We start from the raw sequence: 24,427 nt of genomic DNA, 5'->3' as shown, positions 1-24,427 counted from the left end.
CGGGGGAGGCCGGCCGGCAGAACTCGGCGGACCGGGGTCTGCGGGGCGTACCATCGATGTTTGGCCGGGCCGCCGCTCCCCAGCGCCGTGCCCGTCCAGCGACGAGAACACACTTTCGGAAAATTAAGAGGCGAGACGACGCTGTGAGCAGTTCCACATCCGAGACCGACTACGGACAGAACGAGTGGCTGGTCGAGGAGATGTACCAGCGGTTCCAGACCGACCCCGGCTCGGTCGACCCGAGTTGGCACGAGATGCTCAAGAACTACAAGCCGGCCACATCCAACGGCACGGCCCCGGCGGCCCCGGCCGACAAGCCCGCTGCGGCCAAGCCCCCAGCCGCCGAGCCCGCTGCGGTCAAGCCCGCCGCCAAGGCCCCGGCCGACAAGCCCGCGCCGACCACCGCCCCGGCCTCGGCCAAGCCCGTGCTGACCCTGGACGCCGAGCCCGAGCGGACGCCGTCGCGCAACACCGCGCCCGCCCGCGAGTCGGCCGCCACCAAGGCCGCCTCCGGTGTCAGCCGCACCGCCGCGGCCAGCAAGCCGTCCAGCGAGCCGGCCGCCGACGAGGCGAAGGTGATCCGCGGTCCCGCCGCCGCGATCGCCCGCAACATGTCGGCCTCCCTCGCGGTGCCCACCGCCACCAGCGTCCGGGCCATCCCGGTCAAACTGATGATCGACAACCGCGTCGTCATCAACAACCACCTCGCCCGCACCCGCGGCGGCAAGGTCAGCTTCACGCACATCCTCGGCTACGCGATCGTCCAGGCGCTCAAGGCGTACCCGGGCATGAACCGGCACTTCGCCGAGATCGACGGCAAGCCCAACATCATCACCCCCGCGCACTCCAACCTGGGCCTGGCCATCGACCTGCCGGGCAAGGGCGGGGCCCGCACGCTGGTCGTCGCCGCCATCAAGGAATGCGAGACGATGGGCTTCGGCGAGTTCTGGGCCGCCTACGAGGACATCGTGCGCCGCGCCCGCGACGGCAAGCTGGGCGCCGACGACTTCTCCGGCGTCACCATCTCGCTGACCAACCCGGGCACCATCGGCACCGTCCACTCGGTCCCGCGCCTGATGCCGGGACAGGGCACCATCATCGGCGCCGGCGCGATGGAGTACCCGGCCGAGTTCCAGGGTGCCAGCGACGAGCAGCTGGCCGAGATGGGCGTCGGCAAGCTGATGACCCTCACCTCCACCTACGACCACCGGATCATCCAGGGCGCCGAGTCGGGCGAGTTCCTGCGGGCGATCCACAACCTGCTGCTCGACGACGACTTCTGGGACGAGCTGTTCATCGCCCTGCACATCCCGTACGAGCCGGTCCGCTGGCGCCGGGACATCCCCGAGGGCCTGGTCGACAAGAACACCCGCGTCCTGGAGCTGATCGCCGCCTACCGCAGCCGCGGGCACCTGATGGCCGACACCGATCCCCTGATGATGGACAGCGACGCACGCGTCGCGCATCCGGATCTGGACGTCCTCACCTACGGCCTGACGCTGTGGGATCTGGACCGCACCTTCAACGTCGGCGGCTTCCACGGCCAGGAGAAGATGAAGCTGCGGGACGTGCTGTCGATCCTGCGCGACGCCTACTGCCGCCACGTCGGCGTGGAGTACACCCACATCCTCGATCCCGAACAGCAGCGCTGGCTGCAGGAGCGGGTCGAGGTGCGCCACGTGAAGCCGCCGGTGGCCGAGCAGAAGTACATCCTGTCCAAGCTGAACGCCGCCGAGGCCTTCGAGACCTTCCTGCAGACCAAGTACGTCGGCCAGAAGCGTTTCTCGCTGGAGGGCGCCGAGTCGGTGATCCCGATGATGGATTCGGTGATCGACCGCAGCGCCGAGCACGCGCTCGAAGAGGTCGTCATCGGCATGCCGCACCGCGGCCGCCTGAACGTCCTGGCGAACATCGTCGGCAAGCCCTACTCGAAGATCTTCACCGAGTTCGAGGGCAACCTGGGCACCGCGCAGATGCACGGTTCGGGCGACGTGAAGTACCACCTGGGCGCCGAGGGCAAGTACTACCAGATGTTCGGCGACAACGAGATCAACGTCTCGCTGACCGCCAATCCCAGCCACCTCGAAGCCGTCGACCCGGTGCTGGAGGGCATCGTCCGCGCCAAGCAGGACATGCTCGACGAGGAGCATCAGTTCGACATCATGCCGCTGATGCTGCACGGCGATGCCGCCTTCGCCGGCCAGGGCGTGGTCCCCGAGACCCTCAACCTGTCGATGCTGCCCGGCTACCGCACCGGCGGCACCGTGCACATCGTCGTCAACAACCAGGTCGGCTTCACCACCGCCCCGGAGCACTCGCGGTCGACGCAGTACTGCACCGACGTGGCCAAGATGATCGGCGCGCCGGTCTTCCACGTCAACGGCGACGACCCCGAGGCCTGCGTCTGGGCCGCCGAGCTGGCGGTGGACTACCGCGAGCGGTTCCACCGCGACGTGGTGATCGATCTGGTCTGCTACCGCCGCCGCGGCCACAACGAGGGCGACGATCCCTCGATGACGCAGCCGGCCATGTACGACGTGATCGACAGCCTCCGCAGCGTCCGCAAGAGCTACACCGAATCGCTGATCGGCCGTGGTGACATCTCCACCAAGGAGGCCGAGGATGCCCTGCGCGACTACCAGGGACAGCTCGAGCGCGTCTTCGTCGAGGTCAAGGAACTGGACCGGTTCCGGCCCGAGCCGTCGCCGTCGATCGTGGAGGATCAGCAGCTGCCGGTGAAGCTGGTGACCTCGGTCCCGCAGGCCGCGTTGACCAAGATCGGCGAGGCCTTCGTCAATCTCCCGGAGGGCTTCACCCCGCACCCGCGCGTGCGCCCGGTGCTGCAGCGCCGCCACGAGATGACCCAGCACGGCGACGTCGACTGGGCCTTCGCCGAGCTGCTGGCCTTCGGCACCCTGGTCGAAGAGGGCATGACGGTGCGCCTGTCCGGTCAGGACTCGCGCCGCGGCACCTTCACCCAGCGCCACTCGGTCCTCATCGACCGGGAGAACGGTTCGGAGTACACCCCGCTGAACACCCTCGCCCCGCAGGGCCCGGGCCGGTTCATGGTCTACGACTCCCCGCTCAGCGAGTTCGCGGTGCTGGGCTTCGAGTACGGCTACGCGATCGGCAACCCCGACGCCCTGGTGCTGTGGGAGGCGCAGTTCGGCGACTTCGTCAACGGCGCGCAGTCGATCATCGACGAGTTCATCAGCTCCGGCGAGGCCAAGTGGGGCCAGCGCTCGGACGTGGTGCTGATGCTGCCGCACGGCCACGAGGGCCAGGGCCCCGACCACACCTCGGGCCGCATCGAGCGGTTCCTGCAGCTGTGCGCCGAGGGCTCGATGACCGTCGCCCTGCCGTCAACCCCGGCCAGCTACTTCCATCTGCTGCGCCGCCACGTGCACGACGGCATCAGCCGCCCGCTGGTGGTCTTCACGCCGAAGTCCATGCTGCGCAACAAGGCCGCAGTATCGCCGGTCGAGGAGTTCACCAAGGGCAAGTTCCTGTCGGTGCTCGACGACCCGCGGTTCGCGCCCGACATCAACGGCAACGGCGGTGAGGCCGACCGGAACAAGGTGACCCGCGTCCTGCTGACCTCGGGCAAGCTCTACTACGAGCTGGCGGCCAAGCAGGCCAAGGAGGACCGCGACGACGTGGCGGTGATCCGGATCGAGCAGCTGTACCCGGTGCCGCACCGCCGCCTGGCACGGACGCTGGAGCAGTACCCCAACGCCACCGAGTTCATCTGGGTGCAGGAGGAGCCGGCCAACCAGGGCCCGTGGCCGTTCCTGGGCCTGTGGCTGCCGGATCTGCTGCCCGAGAAGCTGTCCGGACTGCGCCGCATCTCGCGCCGCGCGATGGCCGCGCCGTCGTCGGGATCGTCGAAGGTGCACGCCGTCGAGCAGGCCGAGATCATCGACGGGGCGTTCGACCGCAGCTGACTCCGCCTCGAGCGACGCCCACCGCCCGTCGCTGCGACCGGCACCCACGTGGTGTCGCGCCGCAGTCGGCGGGCGGTGGTCTGTGTCGGGGCGGTTTCCGGATGTCGGGCGTGCGCGCTAACCGACGAGGGCGGCCGCACCGGCCAACGCCGGGAGAGAACCGACCAGGAGCGCCAGCAGTTCGTCCCGGGTCAGCTTCCGATCGCCGATCCAGCGGATCATCACGTCCTCCACGAAGGCGGTCCACCCCCGCACCGCCATCTCGACGGCCGGCGTCACCTCGATCCCCAGCGCCGGGGCGTGATGCAGGATGCGGCGGGTCATCTCCGCGCGCGTGGATTCGGCGACGTTGCGCATCGCCGGATCGATGCTCAGCGAGCCGCGCAGCACCGCGACGAACTGGTCGCTGTTGCCGACCACGTAGTCGATGTAGGCGGTCAGTGAGGCGGTGAGCCTCTGCAGGGGATCGTCGACGTCCTCGGGCGGTTCCGTGCGCGCCTGCATCTCCTGCGCCCACTCCTGCACCAGCGCCAGGTGGAAGTCCTGTTTGGATTCGAAGTAGTGGAAGATCAGCGCCCGTGAGACGCCGGCGCGTTCGGCGACGGCCTCGATGCTCACGCTCTCCAGCGGCTGCTCGGTGGCCAGCTCCTCGCCCAGATCCAGCAGCTGACGGCGCCGCTGCTGCGGACTCATCCGCTTCCGGCGCGCCTGCGGGGCTGCGTCGGCGTTCCTGTCGGTCACCGTCATGACATCCACCCTAAGCCACTATTGACACTGATTCAATAAGTTGTTGACTGCTCGTCAGTAACTCTTTATCGTGGTGACCATGACAACACACGATGTAGAGATCGCAATCGTCGGTGCCGGCTTCTCCGGACTCGGTGCAGCCATCAAGCTCGCCCAGAACGGGTTCGACGACTACCTGGTCATGGACCGCGGCGCCGACTTCGGCGGTACCTGGCGCGACAACACCTACCCCGGCGCCGCCTGCGACGTCCCCTCGCATCTGTACTCGTTCTCGTTCGCGCAGAACCCGGGGTGGAGTCGCTCGTACTCCCACCAGCCGGAGATCCACCGCTACATCAACGACGTCGCCGCCGAACACGGCATCGGCGCGAAGACCTGGTTCGGCACGCAGGTGCACCAGGCGAGCTGGGATGAGGAGACGCACACCTGGGTGCTCGACATCGAACGCGAGGGCGAGCAGAGCCAGGTGCGCGCCCGCCACCTGGTCGGCGCCGTGGGCCCGCTGTGCGAGCCCAATCTCCCCGACATCGAGGGCCTGGACTCGTTCGCCGGCACGATGCTCCACTCGGCCCGCTGGGACGACGACTACGACTTCACCGGCAAGCGGGTCGCGGTGATCGGCACCGGCGCCTCCGCCATCCAGATCGTCCCGCAGCTGGGCAAGGTCGTCGGCCATCTGGACGTCTACCAGCGCACCGCCCCGTGGATCATTCCGCGCAGCGAGCGCCCCTACCTGCCGGTGGAGAACTGGGCGTTCAAGAACGTCCCCGGCCTGCAGAACCTGATCCGCGGCGGCATCTACACCGCGAACGAGTCGGTGGCGGCCGGCATGACCTTCGCCCCCAAGGCCCTCAAGCCGGTCGAGGCGCTCTGCCGCGCCAACATCTTCAAGGGCATCCGGGACCGCGAGTTGCGCGCACGGGTCACCCCCACCTTCGCCGTGGGCTGCAAGCGCATCCTCAAGTCCAACGACTGGTACCCCACTCTGAACCAGCCGAACGTCGACCTGATCACCTCGGGGATCGAGCGCGTGACCGCCGATGCCGTCGTCACCGCCGACGGCACCGAGCACCCGGTCGACGCCATCGTGATCGCCACCGGCTTCCACGTCACCGACTCCCCCGTCTTCGACACCATCCACGGTGTCGGCGGCGCCAGCCTGGCCCAGGTCTGGGACGAGATCGGCATGCAGGGATACAAGGGCACCTTCGTCCACGGCTTCCCGAACATGGCGCTGATGATCGGCCCGTCCACAGGCTTGGGCCACACCTCGATGGTGTACATGATCGAGTCGCAGCTGAACTACCTGGTCGACTACCTGAAGACCACCGCGTCGGCCGGGATCACCCGCACCGAGGTGACCGCGACCGCGCAGGAACGCTTCACCGCGGGCCTGCAGCACAAGCTGCGCAACAGCGTCTGGGTCAACGGCGGCTGCTCGTCCTGGTACAAAGACCGCAACGGCAACATCACCGTGCTGTGGCCCGGATTCACGTTCAGCTTCCGCAACGCGACCCGTCGCTTCGACGTCGAGGCCTACGACGTCTCGGCCGCCGGAGTGGCGACGGTCGCCGGTGCGGCCGAGGCCGTCCCGGCCGGTGCCTGACTCCCGATCTCCCCGAACCCCCACCCGCACAGCGAAGGACAGAAGACCCTCATGAAGGATTTCCGCGACAAAGTAGTCGTCATCACCGGCGCCGGCTCCGGCATGGGCCGCGAACTGGCCGTCAAGCTCGCCCGGCGAGGCGCCAAGGTCGCCATCTCCGACGTCGACCCCGAAGGCCTCGGCACCACCGAGCGACTGGTCCTCGAGGCCGGCGGCGACGTCCACGCCCAGCTGCTCAACGTGGCCGAGCGCGAAGCCTTCCTCGACTACGCCGAGACCGTCGCCACCCACTTCGGCTCGGTGAACGCCGTCATCAACAACGCCGGGATCGCCCACAACGGCGAGATCGAGACGATGGAGTTCAAGGACATCGAGCGCATCATGGATGTGGACTACTGGGGCGTGGTGAACGGCACCAAGGCCTTCCTGCCGCACATCATCGCCTCCGGCGACGGCGCGATCGTCAACATCTCCTCACTGTTCGGGTTGCTGTCCGAGCCCGGTCAGGCGGCCTACAACTCGGCCAAGTTCGCCGTGCGCGGCTTCACCGAGGCCCTGCGTCAGGAGATGCTGATCTCCGACCACAACGTCGCGGTGACCTGCGTGCACCCCGGCGGCATCAAGACCGCCATCGCCCGCAACGCGACCGCCTCGGGTGACAACGACGCCAAGTCCGCCGCCGAGTTCTTCGACAAGTATCTGGCGCGCACGTCGGCGTCGAAGGCCGCCGACATCATCCTGGGCGCCGTGGAGAAGGAACGCGCACGGGTCCTGGTGGGCGCCGATGCGAAGCTGATCGATGTCGGGGTGCGCCTGGTCGGTTCGTACTACCAGGGCATCACCGCGCGGCTCACCAAGTGGGCGCTGTCGCGCACCTAGTCGCCGGGCGGATCGGCTGACCCCGATTCCGCCGGGGCTGATCCCGCCGGGGTCGGGGCCGCCGGTCCCGATCCCACCGGGGTCGCACTGGAGGACGCGCCGCGCTGGACCGGACCCGCAGGCGTCGGCCCGGCCGGGGTGACCGACATCGGTTTGGTGATGTCCTCCAACGACTTCCCGGCCGCGTCGACGCCGAAGACGAAGGCGATCACCCCGCCCGCGATCATGATCCCGGCCCCCAGGTAGTACCCGACGGTCAGCGGACCGCGGGACTCGCCGGTGCCGATCAACACGCCGAAGATCAGCGGGGCGATGGCGCCGAAGATCTGCGCGATCGCGAAGAAGTAGCTGATCACCTGCGACCGGATCTCCAGCGGGAAGACCTCCGAGACCGTCAGATAGGCGCTCGACGCGCCCGCCGAGGCGAAGAAGAAGGCCACACACCACAGGATGGTCTGGGTGAGCGCACTCAGCACCCCCGCGTGGAACAGCGCCGCCGAGAGCGCCAGCGTGCCGCCGGACACCGCGTAGGTCAGCAGGATCATCTGCCGGCGGCCCCACGTGTCGAAGAGCCTGCCCAGAATCAGCGGTCCGCACAGATTGCCCAGCGCGAACGGGAAGAAGTAGTACTGCGTCGACGCCGGGGTGGTGGAGTAGAAGTTCTGCAGCACCAGCGCGTAGGTGAAGAAGATCGCGTTGTACAGGAACGACTGCGTGATCATCATGGTCGCGCCGACCAGCGTGCGCCGCGGATAGACGCGGAACAGCACGTGCGCGATCTGGCGGGCGCTCGCCTGCGGGATCCTCCCGACTTCTATCTCCGTGGACGCGTCCACCGGCGGGAGTTCGTAGGTGTGATCGAGTCTCTGTTCCCGCGTGTGCCCGATCACCGCGTTCTCGATCTCGGTCACCTGAGCCTCGGCCTCGCCGAGTTTGCCGTGCGTCATCTGCCATCGCGGGCTCTCCGGGATGTTGCGCCGCACGAAGATGATCGCGATACCGATCACCGGGCCCAGGAAGAAGCCGATCCGCCAGCCCCAGTCCTCCGGGAAGTACGCGGTGTTCAGCAGGAACATGTTGGCCACCGCGCCGAGCGCGGCACCGCCCCAATAGGTTCCGTTGATCGAGATGTCGACCCGGCCGCGGTAGCGCGCGGGAATGAACTCGTCGATGGCCGAGTTGATGGCCGCGTACTCGCCGCCGATACCCATGCCGGCCACCACGCGCCAGACGACGAAGAACCAGAAGTCCATGGACAGGCCGGAGACCGCGGTGCCGATCAGGTAGACGGCCAGGGTCAGCACGAACAGCTTCTTGCGGCCGTACCGGTCCGACATCCAGCCGAAGACCAATGCGCCGATCACCTGACCCACCAGATACGCGGTGCCCAGCGCACCCACCTGAGCCGACGACAGGCCCAGTTCCTTCTGATAGCCGGCCGAGGCGACGATCTGGACCGACAGGCCGTCGAGGATCCAGACGAAGCCGAGTCCGACCACCACCATCCAGTGGAATCGGCTCCACGGCAGCCTGTCGAGACGGGCCGGGATACTGGTCATCGTCAGGCCGCCCCCCGCCGGCGGCGCCGCAGCAGGCGCAGACATGTGAAAGATGTTGGCACGTCCGCACCGGTGATTTCGGGGTTCCGGCGCTTTCGTCGCACCGTGCTGCAGTCACACCGCCAGGTCAGGCGCTGTGCTCACCGAGCCATTCGGTGGCCACGGTCCGGGGATCCTCGCCGGCGTCCACCCGAGCCGCGAGCTCGGCGAGGTCGGCGGTGTTCAGCTCGCCGGCGATACGGCTCAGCTGCCGCAGCCCCGACTTCCCCAGTGCCGCACTGCGATACACCGGCACCAGGTCCTGGGCGCGCGGCGCCTCGGGCGACGGGAGTGCCCGCACCTGCTCGAGGTCGCCGGCCGCGGCGGTCTGCAGGGCCGGCAGCACGCCGAGCGCCTGGCCGCCGATCACCGCGTCGATCACCGCGCGCGGATCGTCGACGCTGCGCACCGGACCGGGCCGGCAGACCGCGAAGGCGGCCAGCGTCGCCGGGGCGATCTGGCCTTCGACCACCACCAGCGGCAGCCCGGGAGGCAGGGCCCCGCAGTCGGCCAGGGTGTCGACGCCGTAGCGGTCCCGCAGGTCCGCGGCCAGCAGCAGCTGCGGGCGGTCGCTCACCCCGGTGGGATCACCGACCGACACGCCCTGCGGCAGCGCCCGGGCCACCTCGGCGAGCAGTTCTTCGCCGCCGAGCGCCGCCGGCGCGGTGGACAGTTGTGTGAGCAGGTCACCGGTGAACGCCGGGAACAGGTCGAGCCCGCCGGTGCTGATCGCCTCCATCAGTGCGGCGTCGTCGCCCACCGGCGCCCCGTCCGTGGTCGCCGGGGTACCCGACCGGGTGAGCGAGGCCGCGTACACGGCGGCCGCCGCGCGCATGGCGGGCGAGGCGCCCGAACCGATCAGCAGCGGCGGCTCGTCGTCGGTGCCGCAGGCCGTCACCGCGGTCGCCGCGACCAGCAGGGCCAGGAGCGCGGCCAGGGCGCGCATGGTTTTCGTCATCGCCGACCACGGTAGTCGACCGACCGGCCGGGAATCGCGCTGCCGCTCGGTACCATCGCAGCCATGTCCTCGCTGCACCGGGGATCGCCTGCCGGGGACGGCGACGGTCCCGCCGGTCCCCCGCTGCCCCCGGTCCCGGCCGCCCGTGCCGTCGTCGACTGCGCCGCCTACCTCCACGGCCGCCGGCAGCGCGGATTCAGCGATTTCCATCAGGCCTACGAACACGTCCGCGAGGCCGGTGAAGGTTTCGTGTGGCTCGGTCTGCACGCGCCCACCGACGCCCAGATGGCCTCCGTCGCCGAGGTTTTCGGGCTGCATCCGCTGGCGGTGGAAGACGTGGTGCACGCCCATCAGCGGCCCAAACTGGAACTGTACGACGGCACCGTCTTCCTGGTGCTGCGGTCGATGCAGTACATCGAGCACGACCGGCAGGACCGGGCCAACGACGTGGTCGACGGCGGCGAGATCATGATTCTGGCCGGCCGCGACTTCGTCATCACCGTGCGGCACGGGGACCACACCCAGCTCGCCGGGGTGCGCGCCCGTCTGGAGGCGCGGCCGGACAGCATGGCGCTGGGGCCGGGCGCCGTGGTCCACGCCATCGCCGACTTCGTGGTCGACAGCTACCTGACGGTGGTCACCGACATGCAGTCCGATGTGGACGAGGTGGAGGAACGGGTCTTCACCGCCGCCACCCGCGACCTGGACATCGACGTGGTCTATCTGTTCAAGCGCGAGGTCCTGGAACTGCGGCGGGCGGTCGCCCCGCTCGCCGGTCCCCTGGCGTGGCTGTCCGGGCACGACGGCCAGCCCGGTGCCAATCCGCGCGGCGAGCGCAGCGTCTCCTTCCAGGAGAAGGAGATCCGCCGGCACTTCCGCGACGTCGCCGACCATCTGAGCACCGTCAACGACATGGTGGTCGAGTACGACGAGCGGCTGACGTCACTGCTGCACGCCGCCGCCACCAAGGTGGGCATTCAGCAGAACACCGACATGCGGAAGATCTCGTCGTGGGCCGCGATCGCCGCGGTGCCGACGATGGTCGCCGGGCTCTACGGCATGAACTTCGAGTTCATCCCCGAACTGGAATGGCGCTGGTCGTATCCGGTGCTGCTGATCCTGCTGGCGGCCGCCTGCCTCAACCTGTGGCGCCTGCTGCACAAGAACCGCTGGCTGTGAGTACCGCGATCGGGACGCCGCGGCGCTAAGCCGGGCTCACACCGCCGCGGGCGGGGTCGGTGACGTCCACCCCGGCCTCGTCCCACGCCTCCCGCAGGGCTTGCGCCCCCTTGAGCCGCACCCACGCCGCCTCGTTCGCGGTGATCGGGACCGCGGCCAGGAACCGCACCGGATCGGCGGGGTCGGCCAGCGGCAGATCGGCCACCCCGGAGTCGGGTGAGAGCAGGAAGGCCGAACACACCGCCCCGCCCCACAGCGGCTCCTGCAGGTCGATCAGCGAGTCGTCGCCGAGGATCAGTCCCTCCACCGCCGGGGCCGCGGCCACCGTCGCGAGGGCGCGGTGCAGGCCGGGCAGCGGGGCCTCCGGGCGCATCCGGACCAGCAGTTCGGCGCGGGGCCCGCGCTCGGGATCGGGCGCCAGGTCCGCCGGATCGTGCATCGGGTGGCGCGCGCAGCCCACCGTCGCGAAGACCACCTGCCGGCGCGACACGTCGGCGAAACGCAGGACGTCGATCGGTTCCACGCCGAGGAAGGTCACCGAGGCGCGCTCGGGTTCGGCGCCGATCGCGGCGGTGAGGTGGCGGGTGATCGACTCGGGCACGGAACTCACGCCGTCGAGTATGCCCCGTCGCGGTTCAGCGCAGCGACAGCCCCGATTCGGTGTCGAAGACGTGCAGCAGCCGCGGCGCCATCGCCAGGTGCAGCGTCCCGCGACGCGGCACCGTGGTGGCGGGCAGCAGCCGCGCCACCTTCTGGCCGCCGGAGGTGGTGGCGCCCAGGTCCTCGGCCAGCTGGTTGAGCAGGTCGGCGCTCTGCCCGGCGTGGTCGAGGGTGAAGTAGTAGTACTTGTCCGACCCCATGGATTCGACGATGTCGACGGTCGCCTCGAAGGTCTTCATCTGCGCCAGCTCGCCCGGTTCCATCTGCTCGGCGTCGGCCAGGTGCTCGGGCCGCACGCCCACCAGGACCTCGCCCGCACTGCCCAGGCGCTGGGCATTGGCCACCACCTGCTGGTAGTCGGGCAGTTCGATCGGCCCGATCACCGTGTCGATGCCGGTCTGGGTCAGGTGCCCCGGGATGAAGTTCATCGCCGGGGAGCCGATGAACCCGGCGACGAACAGATTCACCGGATTGTCGTACAGGTCCTGCGGGGCACCCACCTGCTGCACCACTCCGCCGCGCATCACCACGACGCGGTCGCCCAGGGTCATGGCCTCGGTCTGATCGTGGGTCACGTAGACGGTGGTGACGCCGAGCCGGGCCTGCAGCTCGGCGATCTCGGTCCGCATCTGCACGCGCAGCTTGGCGTCGAGGTTCGACAGCGGCTCGTCCATCAGGAAGGCCTTGGGATGGCGCACGATCGCTCGTCCCATCGCCACGCGCTGTCGCTGACCGCCCGACAGGTTGGCCGGCTTGCGGTCCAGGAACTCCTCCAGGTCCAGGATGCGGGCGGCCTCGGCCACCTTCTCGGCCACCTCGGCCTTGGGCAGCTTCTGCAGGGTGAGCGGGAAAGCGATGTTCTCGCGCACCGTCATGTGCGGGTAGAGCGCGTAGCTCTGGAAGACCATGGCGATGTCGCGGTCCTTGGGCGCCACGTCGTTCATGCGCCGGCCGGCGATCGACAGGTCGCCCGAGGAGATGTCCTCCAGGCCCGCGATCATGTTGAGCGTGGTCGACTTGCCGCAGCCCGACGGGCCGACCAAGATGACGAACTCGCCGTCGGCGATCTGCAGGTTCACGTCCTGCACCGCCGTCGAGCCGTCAGGGTACTGCTTGGAGACGTTCTCCAGAACGATGTCGGCCATGGGTTATCCCTTCACCGCGCCGGAGGTCAGACCGGCCACGATACGACGTTGGAAGAAGAGGACGAAGATGATGATCGGAATGGTGATCACCACGGCGGCCGCGGCGATCGAGCCCGTGGGCTCCTCGAACTGACTGCTGCCGGTGAACTGCGAGATGGCCACCGGCGCCGTGATCGCGCGTTCGGTCGAGGTCAGCGACAGCGCGAGCAGCAGGTCGTTCCAGGCGAAGATGAACACCAGGATCGCCGCCGTCACCACGCCCGGCGCGGCCAGCGGCACGATCACCCGCCGGAAGGCCTGCGCCTGGGTGGCGCCGTCCATCATGGCCGCCTTCTCCAGGTCCCACGGGATCTCCCGGAAGAAGGCCGACAGGGTGTAGATCGCCAGCGGCAGCGCGAAGGCGGTGTACGGGATGATCAGGCCCAACCAGGTGTCGAACAGGCCCAGCCGGCGCTCGATGTTGAACAGCGGCGTCACCAGCGAGATCTGCGGGAACATCGCGATCAGCAGCGCCACCCCGATGAGGACCTTCTTGCCGCGGAACTCCAGGCGCGCCACCGCATAGGCGGCCATGGTGCCCAGCACCACCGCCACCAGCGTGGTGAGCAGGCCGACGCCGATCGAGTTGATCAGCGCCGAAGTGAACGCGTTGGTGGAGAAGATGCCCTTGTAGTTCTCCAGCGTCCACTCGCGCGGAATGAAGTTCCCGTCCAGGACGCTGCCCGCGGGCTTGAACGACAGGCTGATGATCCACCACAGCGGAATCACCGCGTAGAGCACCACCAGCACATTGACGATGGTCCAGCCGATGCGTCGATTGGTCTGATGCATGTCCGGCTACCGCCCCTCGTTGTCGGAACCGGGCGCGGAGGCGCCGAAGATCTTGATGAAGACGAAGGCGATGATCGCCACGCACAGGAAGATCAGAATGCTGATCGCCGAGCCGACGCCCAGGTTGAAGGCTTTGAACAGGTTGTTGTAGCCGAGCATCGAGACCGACCCGGTGTCATGGTTTCCCTTGGTCAGGATGTAGATGTTGTCGAAGATCCGGAAGGCGTCGAGCGTGCGGAACAGCAGCGCGACCAGGATCGCCGGCTTCATCAGTGGAATGGTGATCTTCCACAGCCGCGTCCACGCGCCCGCGCCGTCCACCTGCGCGGCCTTGAGCAGGTCGTCGGGCACCAGCGCCAGACCGGCCAGCAGCAGCAGCGCCATGAACGGCGTGGTCTTCCAGACCTCGGCCAGGATGATGATGAACAGCGACTGCCAGTGATCGGTGAGCGGCGCGCTGCCGTCGGGCAGCAGATTCGCCAGATAGCCCGTCCCGGGCGTCCAGGCGTAGTACCAGGAGAAGGCCGCCGCGACCGTGACGATCCCGTACGGGATCAGCACGACGGTGCGGATGGTGCCACGGCCGAAGATGGTGCGGTGCATGACCATCGCGATCGCCATGCCCAGCACCAGTTCGATGATCACCGAGATCACCGTGATGAAGACGGTCACCCACAGCGAGTTCCACCAGTAGCTGTCCGACAGCACCGTCGCGTAGTTGGAGAACCAGATGAACTCGTTCTCGTCGGGCGCGGTCAGCGTCGCCTTGTTCAGCGACAGCCAGAAGGCGTAGAGGATCGGATAGCCGGTCACCAGCAGCATGACGATCGCCGCCGGCGCCACCAGCCCGTAGGCCAGTTTGCGTTCGCTGGACTTGCGCGCGGTGATGCGGGCCTTCGGCGCGCGGCCGCGGGACGCCGTCGCCGGCGCCGGATCGTCGAGCAGGTCCGTGATGGAGCCGGTGGACGCCGCGGCCACGGGTGCGGCCGAGGGCCGGGGCGCTGCCGGCGGAGCAGACGGCCGGGGCGCCGGGGCTTCGGTGGGCGGCCCGGGCGGTGGCCCGCTGCGGCCGACCGCTTCCGGAGGCACCCAGACGTCGGAGTGCACGGGCGGCACCGGGGTATCCGATGGCGGCGCCGACGGCGGTGTGCCCGCCGGGCCGGAGTCCTCGCCGGGCAGTGCGTGCCGGCCGGAGCCCTCGTCCGGGCGTTCGGGGTTCAGATCGTCGTCACCGGTGGTCATGGGATGATCCCCTCCCCGTCGATCGCCTTCTGGACCTGCTCGGCGAGCTTGTCGACCATGGGCTCGGGATCCCAGCTGCCGACCGGGCTCAACGTGGCGGTGACCAGCGTGGACATCGCCTGGTACTGGGGAGTCGCCGGCCGCGGGGCCACGTTCTCCTCCTCCAGCTGCATCCGGATGTCGTCACCCATCGGGTAGGCCACCTTGAAGTCCTCCTCGTCGTACAGCGCGGCGACCGTCGGCGGGAGGGCACCCTCGAGCGCGTACACCCGTTGAGCGTCCTTACTGGTGAGGCAGGCGGCCACATCGGAGGCCAGCTCCGGCTGCTGCGAGGTGGAGGCCACCGCGATGTTCAGGCCGCCGAGCGTCGACTTGGCGGGCAGATCCTCCGAGACGCCCGGGTACGGGGCGAAGTCGAAGCTGCGGCGCAGGACCCGGTTGATCGGGACCAGTTCCTCGGCGGTGGGCGGATTGTTCTCGTCGAGGATCTTGCTCGCGAACGGCGCCAGCGGCTCGGCGAGGAAGTCGATCGTCCCGGAGGCGCCGTTCTCGCGCGCCGACTGGAAGACGAACGGCCAGTTGATCTCGAAGGCGCCCTGACCCTTCTCCATGCCGTCGCGGGCGGTGCCCTCGTCGGAGTTGGTGATGGAGCGGTCGGCGCCCGGATAGGTGGCGACCGCCTTCAGGATCTGCAGGGCCTTCAGGGTGGCGGCGCGATGCTCGGGGGTGTCGTTCAGCGTCTGCTTGCTGGGATCGTCGGGATCCAGGATGTTGCCGCCGGCGCTCTGCAGCACCGAGTTGAACCACACCAGCAGACCCTCGTACTGGCTGCCCTGCACCAGGATCTGGGTGGGGCCGTTCGGGTTCTCGGCGTGGATCGCGGTCGCATCGGAGATCATCTGATCCCACGTCGTCGGCGCCGTCGCCCGGCTGCCCAGGTACTGGCGGAGCACATCCGGCCGGAACCACAGCAGCTGGGTATTGGTCCAGATCGGCAGCGCGTACAGGCGGCGGTCGTCGTCGTCGGGCCGCTTCCACATCGCCGTCTCCACCGGACCGGTGAGGTTGGCGGCCTCCACTTGCGCGGCACGATCGTCCGGGACCGGCACCAGCCAGCCCGCATTGGCGAACTCGGCGGTCCAGACCACGTCCATGGCCATCACGTCCAGGCCCTTGTCGTTGCCGGCCAGCCGCCGCGCCAACTGCAGGCGCTGTCCGTCGGCATCCTTGGGCAGGACGGTGACCTTGGCCTCGTAGGCGCCGCCGGACTCCTTGGTGCAGATCTCCGCGCGGGTGGTGATCTCCCCCGCGCCGTCTACCGGGGCGTAGATGTTGATCACGCCGGACGTGTAACCGGCACCGCAGGCCACCAATGCGGGGGCCAGCGCGGTCGCGGCGACGGCCGCCGCCGCGACGCGGGTCCGGAGACGGCGACCACGTCGGCGCCTGCCGGAGAACTCCTCTGGGACCATCTCTCGGACCGCCTCCTCGACATTCTCTCGGGAACACGGCGAGCCTGAGGAACGCCTGTGAATCCAGCTGTGCGGCTTAGGTTAACGCAACCCTAGTGACTCATCGCACAAACCGGACGTCTCCGGAGTGTCCTGCGGCCCTGCGGTCAGATCGCCAGTTTGGCGAGCATGTCGCGGGCCTGCTCTGCGGCGCCCGGATCGCACAGGACGTCGTAGCGCCCGGCCACCAGCTGCATGGTCGACGAGAAGTCCCGCTGCCCCTTGGTCGCGGCGTACGGGATCGAGGTGCTGATCAGGCCGAAGACCATGCCGGCCACGACGCAGAAGACGATCGGGACCCAGAAGTCCTGGCCGGCGATGAAGATGCTGATGATCAGACCCACGAACAGGCCGAACCAGGCGCCCGAGGCCAGGCCGCCGCCGAGTACCCGACCCCAGGTGAGACGGCCGAGGACCCGCTCGACCTGCATCAGGTCCACCCCCACGATGGTCAGCTTCTCCACCTGGAAGTGATTGTCGGACAAATGGTCCACGGCGCGCTGCGCCTGCTCGTAGGTGTCGTAGGAGCCGACGGGCCAGCCCGTCGGTTTGGTCGGCAGGCCCGGGGTCGGGCGGATCGGCTGGGTCATGGTGTCCCCCTCTGGGTGAAACAGCGGCTGTACCGGTCGGCGCCACGTCCGTGCGGACGGTACTTCTAGTCTTGACAACATGACGTCAACGCTCAAGGTCTTCGTGGCCAGATTAGTCGGTCTGGTGGTGCTGGGTCCCGACGGCGAGTCGATGGGCCGCGTCCGCGACGTCGTCGTCTCCATGTACCTGCCCGGGCAGCGGCCGCGCGCTCTCGGCCTGGCCGTGGAGTTGACCACCCGCCGCCGGATCTTCGTACCGATGAGCCGGGTGACCAACATCGACGCCGACGCCGTGACCCTGACCACCGGCCGGGTGAATCTGCGGAGGCTGCACCTGCGGCCCAATGAGGCGCTCGCGGTCGGCCAGATCCTGGAGAGCCAGGTGCACACCGACGACCCGGACCATCCCGGGCTGCACGACAGCGCGCTGGTGGTGGTCGACATGGAGATCGAACGGTCCCAGCGCCTGGACTGGGTGATCAGCCGCGTCGCACTGCGCACCACCCGCAAGGGGCCGCTGCGCCGGCGCGGGGAGACCGTGGTGGTGCCGTGGCATCACGTGCGCGGGCTGACCAGACTGAACCTCAACCGCCCGGGTCACGGCGTCGAACTGGCCCTGACCCAGTTCGAGGGCATGCGCCCGGCCGATGTGGCCGGTGTCCTGCGCGAGCTACCCGACCACCGCCGGGACGAACTGGCCGCCGCGCTCGACAACGAGCGGCTGGCCGACGTCCTGCAGGAGATGTCCACCGACGAGCAGACGGCCGCGCTGGCCGCGCTGAAACCCTCACGCGCCGCCGACGTCCTGGAGGCCATGGACCCCGACGACGTCGCCGACCTGCTCGGCGAGCTGCCGGCGGCCGAAGCCGAGGCCCTGCTGGCCCGGATGGACCCCGAGGAGTCCGAACCGGTCCGCCGGCTGCTGCTGCACTCCCCCGACACCGCCGGTGGCGTGATGACGCCCGAGCCGATCATCGTCTCGGCCGGGGCGACGGTCTCCGAGGCGCTGGCCCGGGTGGCCAACCCGGACATCCCGTCGGCCACCGCCACCATGGTCTTCGTGGTGCGCCCGCCCACCAGCACCCCGACCGGCAAGTTCCTCGGCGCCGTGCACATGCAGGCGCTGCTGCGCGAGCCGCCCGCCAATCTGGTGGCCGGGATCCTGGACGCCGACGTGCCCCGGCTGGGCCCGGACGACTCCCTGGAGGTGATGACACGCTTCTTCGCCACCTATAACCTGGTCCTCGCGCCCGTGGTCGACGACGACGCACATCTGCTCGGCGCGGTGGCGGTGGACGATCTCCTGGATGCGGTGCTGCCCCGCGACTGGCGCGAACAGGAACCGGAGGGCGAACTGTGATGAGCCCACGTCGCCTGGACACCCCCAGCGCCGGCCGGCGCCGCTTCTCCGCCGACATCGATGCGGACGTGGTGGGCGTCTACGCCGAGCGCGTCGCCCGCTTCCTCGGCACCGGCGCCTACCTGGCCATCCAGACGGTCGTGGTGATCGTCTGGATTCTGCTGAACATCGGCGTCTTCACCTTCGGCTGGGACCCGTATCCGTTCATTCTGCTGAACCTGGCCTTCTCCACCCAGGCCGCCTACGCCGCCCCGCTGATCCTGCTCGCGCAGAACCGTCAGGAGAACCGGGACAAGGTCTCGCTGGACGAGGACCGGCGCCGCGCCGCCCAGACCAAGGCCGACACCGAATTCCTGGCCCGCGAGCTCGCCGCCGTCCGGCTGGCCGTCGGCGAGACGGTGAGCCGCGACTATCTGCGCCGCGAACTGGACGGTCTGCTCGACGATCTGATGGAGCGGCTCACCGCCGAACGCACCGGCGACGGGCCGTCCGATGCCGCCTCCGGGCCCCGGATGCCGGATCCCCGGTAGTGTGAACCGCCCCGGCTACCGCAGGGTATGCTGGCTCACAGTCACCACCGGGGGAACGCCTGATCACCCGGTGCGCACCGACAACGACGACGGCATCGACTGGAGTTATCAGAACTGATGGGGATGAGTTTCTGGGGCCCGAAGGGCCGGACCACGGGTATGCCGTGGCGCGGAGTAGCAGTCACCACCGGTATCGCCGCTGTCGGCGCCGTCGTCCTGGGCGGCGCCACCGCCAGCACCTCCGCCGGGGCGCAGGCCCCCGCCGTCGCCAGCGTCACGCTGACCGCCGAGGAGCACCAGCAGGCCGTCGCCGTCGCGCAGTCGGTGCCCTCCGATCCGGCGGCCCTGTACGGCTTCGCCCCGCCTCCCGAGTCGGCCGAAGCCGGCGCTGATCCGCAGTTCCGGATCGCGGCCAACCTGCCCAGCGGCCCCCTCGGTATTCCCGGTGTAGTGCTGCAGGCCTACAAGCTGGCCTCGACGCGGGTGGCCGCCGAGAGCCCCCAGTGCAAGCTGCCCTGGTATCTGCTCGCCGGCATCGGCCGCATCGAGTCCGGTCACGCGGGCAGCGGCAACGTCGACGCCTACGGCAACACCCGCACCAAGATCCGCGGCCCGGTGCTCGACGGGTCGCTGGCCGGCAACGCGGTGATCACCGACACCGACGGCGGCCGCCTGGACGGCGACGCCAAGCACGATCGCGCGATGGGCCCGATGCAGTTCATTCCCAGCACCTGGGCCACCTGGGGCTCGGACGCCAACGGGGACGGCAAGTCCGACCCGGACAACATCTTCGACGCCACCTACTCGGCGGGCCGCTACCTGTGCGCCGGTGTCACCGACATCATGGCCGACGCCAACAAGGTGGGGGCGGTGCTGCGCTACAACCGGTCGATGGCCTACGCCAACAACGTGCTGGGCTGGGCTGCGGCCTACGCCACCGGGGTGGTCCCCACCGGCGGTATCCCGGAGATGAGCCACTCGGCCCCGGACGACGACAAGGACAAGGCCGCCAAGGACAAGGCGGCGAAGGAGAAGGCCGCCAGGGATCGGGCCGCCCGCGGCGAGAAGGACGACGACACGTCCACGTCCACTCCGCCGTCGTCCAAGTCCAGTCCGGCCCCGCCGCCGACCTGCCTGGGAGCCATCTGCCTGCCGCCGGGGCTCGGACCGCAGGCGCCGGCCCCGAAGGCGACCCCGAAGTCACCGGCGCCCAGGCCCGGAGCCAGTACCTCGAAGAAGCCCGCCGCCAGCCGGTAAGCCCGCGCACGGCCGCCCGTGACGGCGCGGACTATGGTGGGGGCGTGAGCACCGCAGCAACCCCCACCGAGTCCGCCGTCCGTTCGGCGCTGAGCAAGGTCGCCGATCCCGAGATCGGTAAGCCGATCACCGATTTGAACATGGTCAAGTCGGTGGCCGTGTCCCCGGACGGCAGCGTCGACGTCGCCATCTTCCTCACCACCGCGGGTTGTCCGATGCGGGGTGAGATCAGCGGCAGCGTGAAGTCCGCCGTCTCCGACGTGCCCGGTGTCGGTGAGGTCCGCGTGGAACTGGACGTGATGGACGACGAGCAGCGCACGGCGTTGCGCAAGCAGTTGCGCGGCGACCGGAGCGAGCCGGAGATCCCGTTCTCCAAGCCCGGCAACCTGACCCGCGTGTACGCGATCGCCTCGGGCAAGGGCGGCGTCGGCAAGTCGAGCGTCACCGTCAATCTGGCGGCGGCCCTGGCCTCCCGCGGCCTGTCGGTGGGTGTGCTCGACGCCGACATCTACGGCCACAGCGTGCCGCGCATGCTCGGCAGCGACGCCAAGCCCACCCAGGTCGAGTCGATGATCATGCCGCCGATGAGCCACGACGTGAAGTTCATCTCGATCGGCCAGTTCACCGACGGCAACACCCCGGTCACCTGGCGCGGGCCGATGCTGCACCGCGCCCTCCAGCAGTTCCTGGCCGACGTCTACTGGGGCGACCTGGACGTGCTGCTGCTGGATCTGCCGCCGGGCACCGGCGACGTGGCCATCTCCATCGCGCAGCTGATCCCGGGCGCGGAGATCCTGGTGGTCACCACCCCGCAGCAGGCGGCCGCCGAGGTGGCCGAGCGCGCCGGTGCGATCGCACTGCAGACCCGGCAGAAGATCCTGGGCGTGGTGGAGAACATGTCGTGGATGGAACTGCCCGACGGCACGCGCATGGAGCCGTTCGGCTCCGGCGGCGGCGCGCAGGTGGCCGAGCGCCTCACCCGGGCGGTCGGGGCACCCGTCGAACTCCTCGGCCAGGTGCCGCTGGAGCAGCAGCTGCGCGAAGGCGGCGACGCCGGCACGCCGGTGGTGCTGTCGGCGCCCGAGTCGGCGTCCGGTGCGGCGCTGCGCTCGGTGGCCGACAAGCTGGCGGTCCGCCGCCGCGGTCTGGCCGGCATGAGCCTGGGGATCGACACCGTCCGGCACTGACCCCGCGTGCCGCGCGGGCACCGGCTCAGCGGGCCTGGGCCGACCAGCCCTCAGGTGGCGTCCCAGTCCGCGACGTCGTGCCGGCGCGGCGGCGTCTCCGGCGGCGGCGCGGTGTCGCCGTTCAGCCGGGCCGGGTCCACCTGCGTGGTGCCCGCGGTCGGCGCGGCAGGCGTCTCCGCGGCCGGTGCCACCGGATGCGGGTTGGCCGGGGCCGGACCGGAGATGCTCAGCGAGTCCCGGACCGAGGACTCCATCGAGTCCAGCGACGACGAGTCGCCGTCGAACAGATGCTTGGTGACCAGCGCCTTCGGCGTCATCTGGCGGAGCTCGTTGAGCTGTGCGAGCGGCTCGCGGATGGAGTCGAAGTCGGTGCCCATCTGCTCCTGCAGATCCTGCGAGGCGCCGGTGGCGTAGTCGCGCACCTTGCGCAGCGACTGCATCGTCCAGGTGATGGCGCCGGGCAGCCGTTCGGGTCCCAGGATGATCAGGGCGGCGGCGAGGAGGATGAGGATCTCGCCCCACCCGACACTGCTGAACATCGCGTCGCCTTCTAGTCGTCGCCGGGCGTGACCGTACCGCTGAACGTGCGGCCGTCGCGCCAGTAGGTGTACTTCACCTCTTGCCCGATCTTCGCCATCCGCACGGCCACCGTCAACTCGTCGGCACCCTCGATGGGACGGCCGTCGAACTCGGTGATCACGTCGTTCTCCTTGAGTCCGGCGCGCGCGGCCGGGCTCCCGGCGGCGACGTCCTTGACGCGGGCGCCGAAGACCTGGTCGTTGCGGACGGTCGCGGCGGTCACGCCGATCTGCGGGTGGGTCACCGAGCCGTCGGCGATCAGCTTCTCGCTGATCGGCACCGCCTCGTTGATCGGGATCGCGAAGCCCAGGCCGATGGAGCCTCCGCCGGCGGCCGCGATGGCGGTGTTCACACCGATCACCCGGCCTTGCGCATCGACCAGCGGACCACCGGAGTTGCCCGGGTTGATGGCCGCGTCGGTCTGGATGGCGTTGATCACCGCGTCGGTGTCGGAGGAGGCGTCCGGGCGCAGCGGCACCGGACGGTCCACGGCGCTGACGATGCCGGTGGTGACGGTCCGGTCCAGGCCCAGAGGCGCGCCGAAGGCGATCACCGGCTGCCCGATCTCGAGCTTGCTCGAGTCACCGAGCTTGGCGACGGTCAGGTTCTCCACGTCGTCGACCTTCAGCACCGCCACGTCGGTCCTCACGTCGCGCCCGGCGATGCGGGCCGGCACCCGGTTGTGGTCGGAGAAGACCACTTCGAGTTTGGCTTCCTTGTCGTTGGCCGCGGCCGAGATCACGTGGTTGTTGGTGACGATGTAGCCCATCTTGTCCACCACGAAGCCGGAGCCGCTGCTGCCCTCGCTCGCGGTGCGGACCTCGATCATCACCACCGACGGGGCGACGGCGGTGGCCACCTTCGCCACGTCGCCGGAGGCCGCGTCCGAGTCGTCCACATCGAGTTCGACGGTGTTGGAGTTGAGCGGTGGGATCACCTCTGCGGTCCAGCGGCCGATCAGGCCGCCGGCCACGCCGACCAGCACCGCCACGATCGCCAGGGTGGCCAGCGCCCACCAGTGCACGCGATCGCCGAAGAGCAGTTCCCGGATGCCCATGCGCGGTCCGGTGGCGCGCGGGCCGTCCGCTTCGGGTTCGCTCAGCGCGGGAGCGTCGAGCTGCGCGGGGCTGCCCGGATCGCGCCACGGATCGGCCGGTTCGGCCTCGTCGTCGTCGCGCCCGAACGTGGCGTACGGGTCGCGCTGCAAGGTGTCGGCGGTGCCCGCCGGACGGCCGAAGGCCTCGGCCAGTACCGGGTCTGGCGCGGCGATCTGCGGCTGCGGCTGCGCTGACGGGGTCTGCGAGAACGATCCCTGCACGCCGTCGGGGCGGCCGAAGACAGCAGCGGTCTGCGGGGACACCGGGGCGCCGCGATGCGGCTCCCGCGGTTCGCCGGACCGATCGCCGGTGGACGGGTCGCGGGTGGGGTCGGCGCCGTCGCGGGCCGCCCAGTCGGGGGTGTCACTCACGTGTCAGCGGCTCCGCCGGTGCAGTCCGCGCACGTCGAACTCGCGGGTCGGGATCTGGCTGAGCTCACCGATCAGGCTCGACGGTGCACTCACGTCGTGGCAGCCGCGCAGCAGCGAGCGGGCGTCGGCCTGCGCGGCCACGTCGGCGGCGCACTGGGGACACAGCTGCAGGTGCTGTTCGGCGCGCCCGCGGGCGGCTCCCCGCAGGACGCCGTCGACGTAGGCGACCACCGCATCGGCGGCCAGGTGATCGGTCGAGGCGAAGGCGCGGCCGGTCCGATAGTCCGGATTCGGTGCGAAAGTCGCACCCGCAGGCGCCCAGCGCCGCATCCGGGAGGTTCGGTCGTCAGCCACGCGTGTCACCCCTTTCCCAACAGAAAAGCTTCCGCCGCGCTCGCGACGGAGATGGCCCCAGCTTATCTGAACGGGGCTGGATGCGGGTTCAGCCACCACTGCCGACGGCCACCGAGCGGCTGTCGGTGTGCCCGCGCGCGGCCAGGAACTCGCGGATCCCCTGGCGGCCACGGTGAATCCGGCTGCGCACCGTGCCCATCTTGACGCCCAGGGTGGTCGCGACCTCCTCGTAAGAGAGGCCCTCGATGTCGCACAGGACCACGGCGGCACGGAACTCCGGCGACAGCGAGTCGAGCGCCTGCTGCAGGTCCGGATCCAGGCTGGCGTCGGCGAAGGCCTGCTGCGGGTCGGGGGTGTCGGAGCTGATGCGCTCGTACCCGGTCTCCAGGGCTTCCATGCGGATCTTGTTGCGGCGGCGCACCATGTCCAGGAACAGGTTGGTGGTGATGCGGTGGAGCCAGCCCTCGAAGGTGCCCGGCTGGTAGTTGTTCAGCGAGCGGAAGACGCGGATGAACGTGTCCTGCGTCAGGTCTTCGGCGTCGTGCTGGTTGCCGCTGAGCCGGTAGGCCAGGCGGTAGACGCGGTCGGCGTGCTCGGACACGAGCTGTTCCCATGACGGGAGCAGCGTCCGATCACCGGTCGCGTCGAAACCCGCGGTCCCCGCGAACGGCGAATGAGCGTCGTCCCTCTGAGCTGCCTGCACCGGTTTACTCTGTCCCTTCGGTGGCCTGTGGGGTGCAACATCGCCACTGGCGCTGCTATTCCCCCGGTATCTGACATCGAGCCTCTCCTACGCCCGTGT

Annotated in this window: 21 protein-coding genes; 8 read left to right on the top strand and 13 right to left on the bottom strand. The window is 69.5% G+C overall.

Annotated elements, in window-relative coordinates:
• The first annotated feature begins 143 nt into the window (after window positions 1–143).
• Window positions 144–3,944 carry a multifunctional oxoglutarate decarboxylase/oxoglutarate dehydrogenase thiamine pyrophosphate-binding subunit/dihydrolipoyllysine-residue succinyltransferase subunit gene (locus tag ABD732_RS11415; RefSeq protein WP_344783743.1) on the top strand — a complete coding sequence of 1,267 codons (3,801 nt, stop codon included), beginning with the start codon at window positions 144–146 and terminating at the stop codon, window positions 3,942–3,944.
• 117 nt (window positions 3,945–4,061) lie between these two features.
• On the opposite strand, the gene ABD732_RS11410 is transcribed toward ABD732_RS11415, so the two are convergent.
• Entirely contained in the window at window positions 4,062–4,691 is a 630-nt protein-coding gene (locus tag ABD732_RS11410) for a TetR/AcrR family transcriptional regulator (RefSeq protein ID WP_344783741.1), read from the bottom strand.
• Between the two features lie 79 nt (window positions 4,692–4,770).
• Here ABD732_RS11410 and ABD732_RS11405 point away from each other — a divergent pair, with 79 nt between their 5' ends.
• Both ABD732_RS11405 and ABD732_RS11400 read left to right on the top strand, forming a co-directional pair.
• Window positions 4,771–6,297, top strand: a complete 1,527-nt coding sequence (locus tag ABD732_RS11405; protein WP_344783739.1) for a flavin-containing monooxygenase — start codon at window positions 4,771–4,773, stop codon at window positions 6,295–6,297.
• Window positions 6,298–6,348: 51 nt separating this feature from the next.
• Window positions 6,349–7,176, top strand: a complete 828-nt coding sequence (locus ABD732_RS11400) for an SDR family NAD(P)-dependent oxidoreductase (protein ID WP_344783737.1) — start codon at window positions 6,349–6,351, stop codon at window positions 7,174–7,176.
• Here the strand turns inward: ABD732_RS11400 and ABD732_RS11395 are convergent.
• Entirely contained in the window at window positions 7,173–8,780 is a 1,608-nt protein-coding gene (locus ABD732_RS11395; protein WP_344783735.1) for an MFS transporter, read from the bottom strand. The genes ABD732_RS11400 and ABD732_RS11395 overlap by 4 nt on opposite strands.
• Window positions 8,781–8,862: 82 nt before the next feature.
• Window positions 8,863–9,732: a glycine betaine ABC transporter substrate-binding protein gene (locus ABD732_RS11390; RefSeq protein WP_344783733.1), complete on the bottom strand. Its 870-nt coding sequence runs from the start codon at window positions 9,730–9,732 to the stop codon at window positions 8,863–8,865.
• Between the two features lie 63 nt (window positions 9,733–9,795).
• Between ABD732_RS11390 and ABD732_RS11385 the strand changes: the two genes are divergently transcribed.
• A complete protein-coding gene (locus ABD732_RS11385) occupies window positions 9,796–10,911 on the top strand; it encodes a magnesium and cobalt transport protein CorA (protein WP_344783731.1) in 1,116 nt (371 codons plus the stop codon).
• Between the two features lie 25 nt (window positions 10,912–10,936).
• Here the strand turns inward: ABD732_RS11385 and ABD732_RS11380 are convergent, their stop codons facing one another.
• The 6 genes from ABD732_RS11380 to ABD732_RS11355 form a co-directional block, all read right to left on the bottom strand.
• Window positions 10,937–11,521 (bottom strand): suppressor of fused domain protein, encoded by a 585-nt coding sequence (locus ABD732_RS11380; protein WP_344783729.1) that lies wholly within the window; start codon window positions 11,519–11,521, stop codon window positions 10,937–10,939.
• A gap of 25 nt (window positions 11,522–11,546) precedes the next feature.
• Entirely contained in the window at window positions 11,547–12,716 is a 1,170-nt protein-coding gene (locus ABD732_RS11375; protein WP_344783727.1) for an ABC transporter ATP-binding protein, read from the bottom strand.
• Between the two features lie 3 nt (window positions 12,717–12,719).
• The gene (locus ABD732_RS11370) at window positions 12,720–13,547 is read right to left on the bottom strand and encodes a carbohydrate ABC transporter permease (RefSeq protein ID WP_344783725.1); all 828 of its coding nucleotides are present in this window, start codon (window positions 13,545–13,547) and stop codon (window positions 12,720–12,722) included.
• 6 nt (window positions 13,548–13,553) lie between these two features.
• On the bottom strand, window positions 13,554–14,789 hold the full coding sequence (locus ABD732_RS11365; RefSeq protein ID WP_344783723.1) for a carbohydrate ABC transporter permease: 1,236 nt from the start codon (window positions 14,787–14,789) through the stop codon (window positions 13,554–13,556).
• A complete protein-coding gene (locus ABD732_RS11360) occupies window positions 14,786–16,261 on the bottom strand; it encodes an extracellular solute-binding protein (protein ID WP_344783721.1) in 1,476 nt (491 codons plus the stop codon). The genes ABD732_RS11365 and ABD732_RS11360 overlap by 4 nt, the downstream gene beginning before the upstream one ends.
• A 146-nt stretch (window positions 16,262–16,407) precedes the next feature.
• Window positions 16,408–16,890 (bottom strand): YflT domain-containing protein, encoded by a 483-nt coding sequence (locus ABD732_RS11355; protein WP_344783719.1) that lies wholly within the window; start codon window positions 16,888–16,890, stop codon window positions 16,408–16,410.
• Between the two features lie 79 nt (window positions 16,891–16,969).
• Between ABD732_RS11355 and ABD732_RS11350 the strand changes: the two genes are divergently transcribed.
• From ABD732_RS11350 to ABD732_RS11335, 4 genes are all read left to right on the top strand, one after another.
• Window positions 16,970–18,250 carry a magnesium transporter MgtE N-terminal domain-containing protein gene (locus ABD732_RS11350; RefSeq protein WP_344783717.1) on the top strand — a complete coding sequence of 427 codons (1,281 nt, stop codon included), beginning with the start codon at window positions 16,970–16,972 and terminating at the stop codon, window positions 18,248–18,250.
• On the top strand, window positions 18,250–18,780 hold the full coding sequence (locus ABD732_RS11345) for a DUF1003 domain-containing protein (protein WP_344783715.1): 531 nt from the start codon (window positions 18,250–18,252) through the stop codon (window positions 18,778–18,780). Before ABD732_RS11350 ends, ABD732_RS11345 begins: the two co-directional genes overlap by 1 nt.
• A 117-nt stretch (window positions 18,781–18,897) precedes the next feature.
• Entirely contained in the window at window positions 18,898–20,037 is a 1,140-nt protein-coding gene (locus ABD732_RS11340) for a lytic transglycosylase domain-containing protein (protein WP_344783713.1), read from the top strand.
• A gap of 44 nt (window positions 20,038–20,081) precedes the next feature.
• Window positions 20,082–21,224, top strand: coding sequence for an Mrp/NBP35 family ATP-binding protein (locus ABD732_RS11335; protein WP_344783711.1), 1,143 nt, complete (start codon window positions 20,082–20,084; stop codon window positions 21,222–21,224).
• 50 nt (window positions 21,225–21,274) lie between these two features.
• Here the strand turns inward: ABD732_RS11335 and tatB are convergent, their stop codons facing one another.
• The 4 genes from tatB to sigE all read right to left on the bottom strand — a co-directional run bounded on the left by tatB (window position 21,275) and on the right by sigE (window position 24,328).
• A complete protein-coding gene (gene tatB, locus ABD732_RS11330; protein ID WP_344783709.1) occupies window positions 21,275–21,763 on the bottom strand; it encodes a Sec-independent protein translocase protein TatB in 489 nt (162 codons plus the stop codon).
• Between the two features lie 11 nt (window positions 21,764–21,774).
• The gene (locus ABD732_RS11325) at window positions 21,775–23,271 is read right to left on the bottom strand and encodes a S1C family serine protease (protein ID WP_425553031.1); all 1,497 of its coding nucleotides are present in this window, start codon (window positions 23,269–23,271) and stop codon (window positions 21,775–21,777) included.
• Window positions 23,272–23,274: 3 nt separating this feature from the next.
• Window positions 23,275–23,625 carry a zf-HC2 domain-containing protein gene (locus ABD732_RS11320; RefSeq protein WP_344783707.1) on the bottom strand — a complete coding sequence of 117 codons (351 nt, stop codon included), beginning with the start codon at window positions 23,623–23,625 and terminating at the stop codon, window positions 23,275–23,277.
• A gap of 88 nt (window positions 23,626–23,713) precedes the next feature.
• Window positions 23,714–24,328: an RNA polymerase sigma factor SigE gene (gene sigE / locus ABD732_RS11315; RefSeq protein ID WP_344783705.1), complete on the bottom strand. Its 615-nt coding sequence runs from the start codon at window positions 24,326–24,328 to the stop codon at window positions 23,714–23,716.
• Window positions 24,329–24,427 lie beyond the last annotated feature (99 nt).

It is taken from the genome of Gordonia caeni (genome assembly GCF_039537105.1).
Classification (GTDB): Bacteria; Actinomycetota; Actinomycetes; order Mycobacteriales; family Mycobacteriaceae; genus Gordonia; species Gordonia caeni.
The sequence above is the reverse complement of the archived record's forward strand: the minus strand, read 5'-3'. Positions and strand labels throughout refer to the sequence as shown.

Excerpts from the sequence above, each read along its gene's own strand:
- ABD732_RS11385 (WP_344783731.1), top strand. The coding sequence starts at position 9,796 with ATGTCCTCGCTGCACCGGGGATCGCCTGCCGGGGACGGCGACGGTCCC.
- ABD732_RS11355 (WP_344783719.1), bottom strand. The coding sequence starts at position 16,890 with ATGACCCAGCCGATCCGCCCGACCCCGGGCCTGCCGACCAAACCGACG.
- ABD732_RS11360 (WP_344783721.1), bottom strand. The coding sequence starts at position 16,261 with ATGGTCCCAGAGGAGTTCTCCGGCAGGCGCCGACGTGGTCGCCGTCTC.
- ABD732_RS11350 (WP_344783717.1), top strand. The coding sequence starts at position 16,970 with ATGACGTCAACGCTCAAGGTCTTCGTGGCCAGATTAGTCGGTCTGGTG.
- ABD732_RS11375 (WP_344783727.1), bottom strand. The coding sequence starts at position 12,716 with ATGGCCGACATCGTTCTGGAGAACGTCTCCAAGCAGTACCCTGACGGC.
- ABD732_RS11370 (WP_344783725.1), bottom strand. The coding sequence starts at position 13,547 with ATGCATCAGACCAATCGACGCATCGGCTGGACCATCGTCAATGTGCTG.
- ABD732_RS11410 (WP_344783741.1), bottom strand. The coding sequence starts at position 4,691 with ATGACGGTGACCGACAGGAACGCCGACGCAGCCCCGCAGGCGCGCCGG.
- ABD732_RS11400 (WP_344783737.1), top strand. The coding sequence starts at position 6,349 with ATGAAGGATTTCCGCGACAAAGTAGTCGTCATCACCGGCGCCGGCTCC.
- ABD732_RS11340 (WP_344783713.1), top strand. The coding sequence starts at position 18,898 with ATGGGGATGAGTTTCTGGGGCCCGAAGGGCCGGACCACGGGTATGCCG.
- ABD732_RS11365 (WP_344783723.1), bottom strand. The coding sequence starts at position 14,789 with ATGACCACCGGTGACGACGATCTGAACCCCGAACGCCCGGACGAGGGC.
- tatB (WP_344783709.1), bottom strand. The coding sequence starts at position 21,763 with ATGTTCAGCAGTGTCGGGTGGGGCGAGATCCTCATCCTCCTCGCCGCC.
- ABD732_RS11345 (WP_344783715.1), top strand. The coding sequence starts at position 18,250 with ATGAGCCCACGTCGCCTGGACACCCCCAGCGCCGGCCGGCGCCGCTTC.
- ABD732_RS11390 (WP_344783733.1), bottom strand. The coding sequence starts at position 9,732 with ATGACGAAAACCATGCGCGCCCTGGCCGCGCTCCTGGCCCTGCTGGTC.
- ABD732_RS11405 (WP_344783739.1), top strand. The coding sequence starts at position 4,771 with ATGACAACACACGATGTAGAGATCGCAATCGTCGGTGCCGGCTTCTCC.
- ABD732_RS11395 (WP_344783735.1), bottom strand. The coding sequence starts at position 8,780 with ATGTCTGCGCCTGCTGCGGCGCCGCCGGCGGGGGGCGGCCTGACGATG.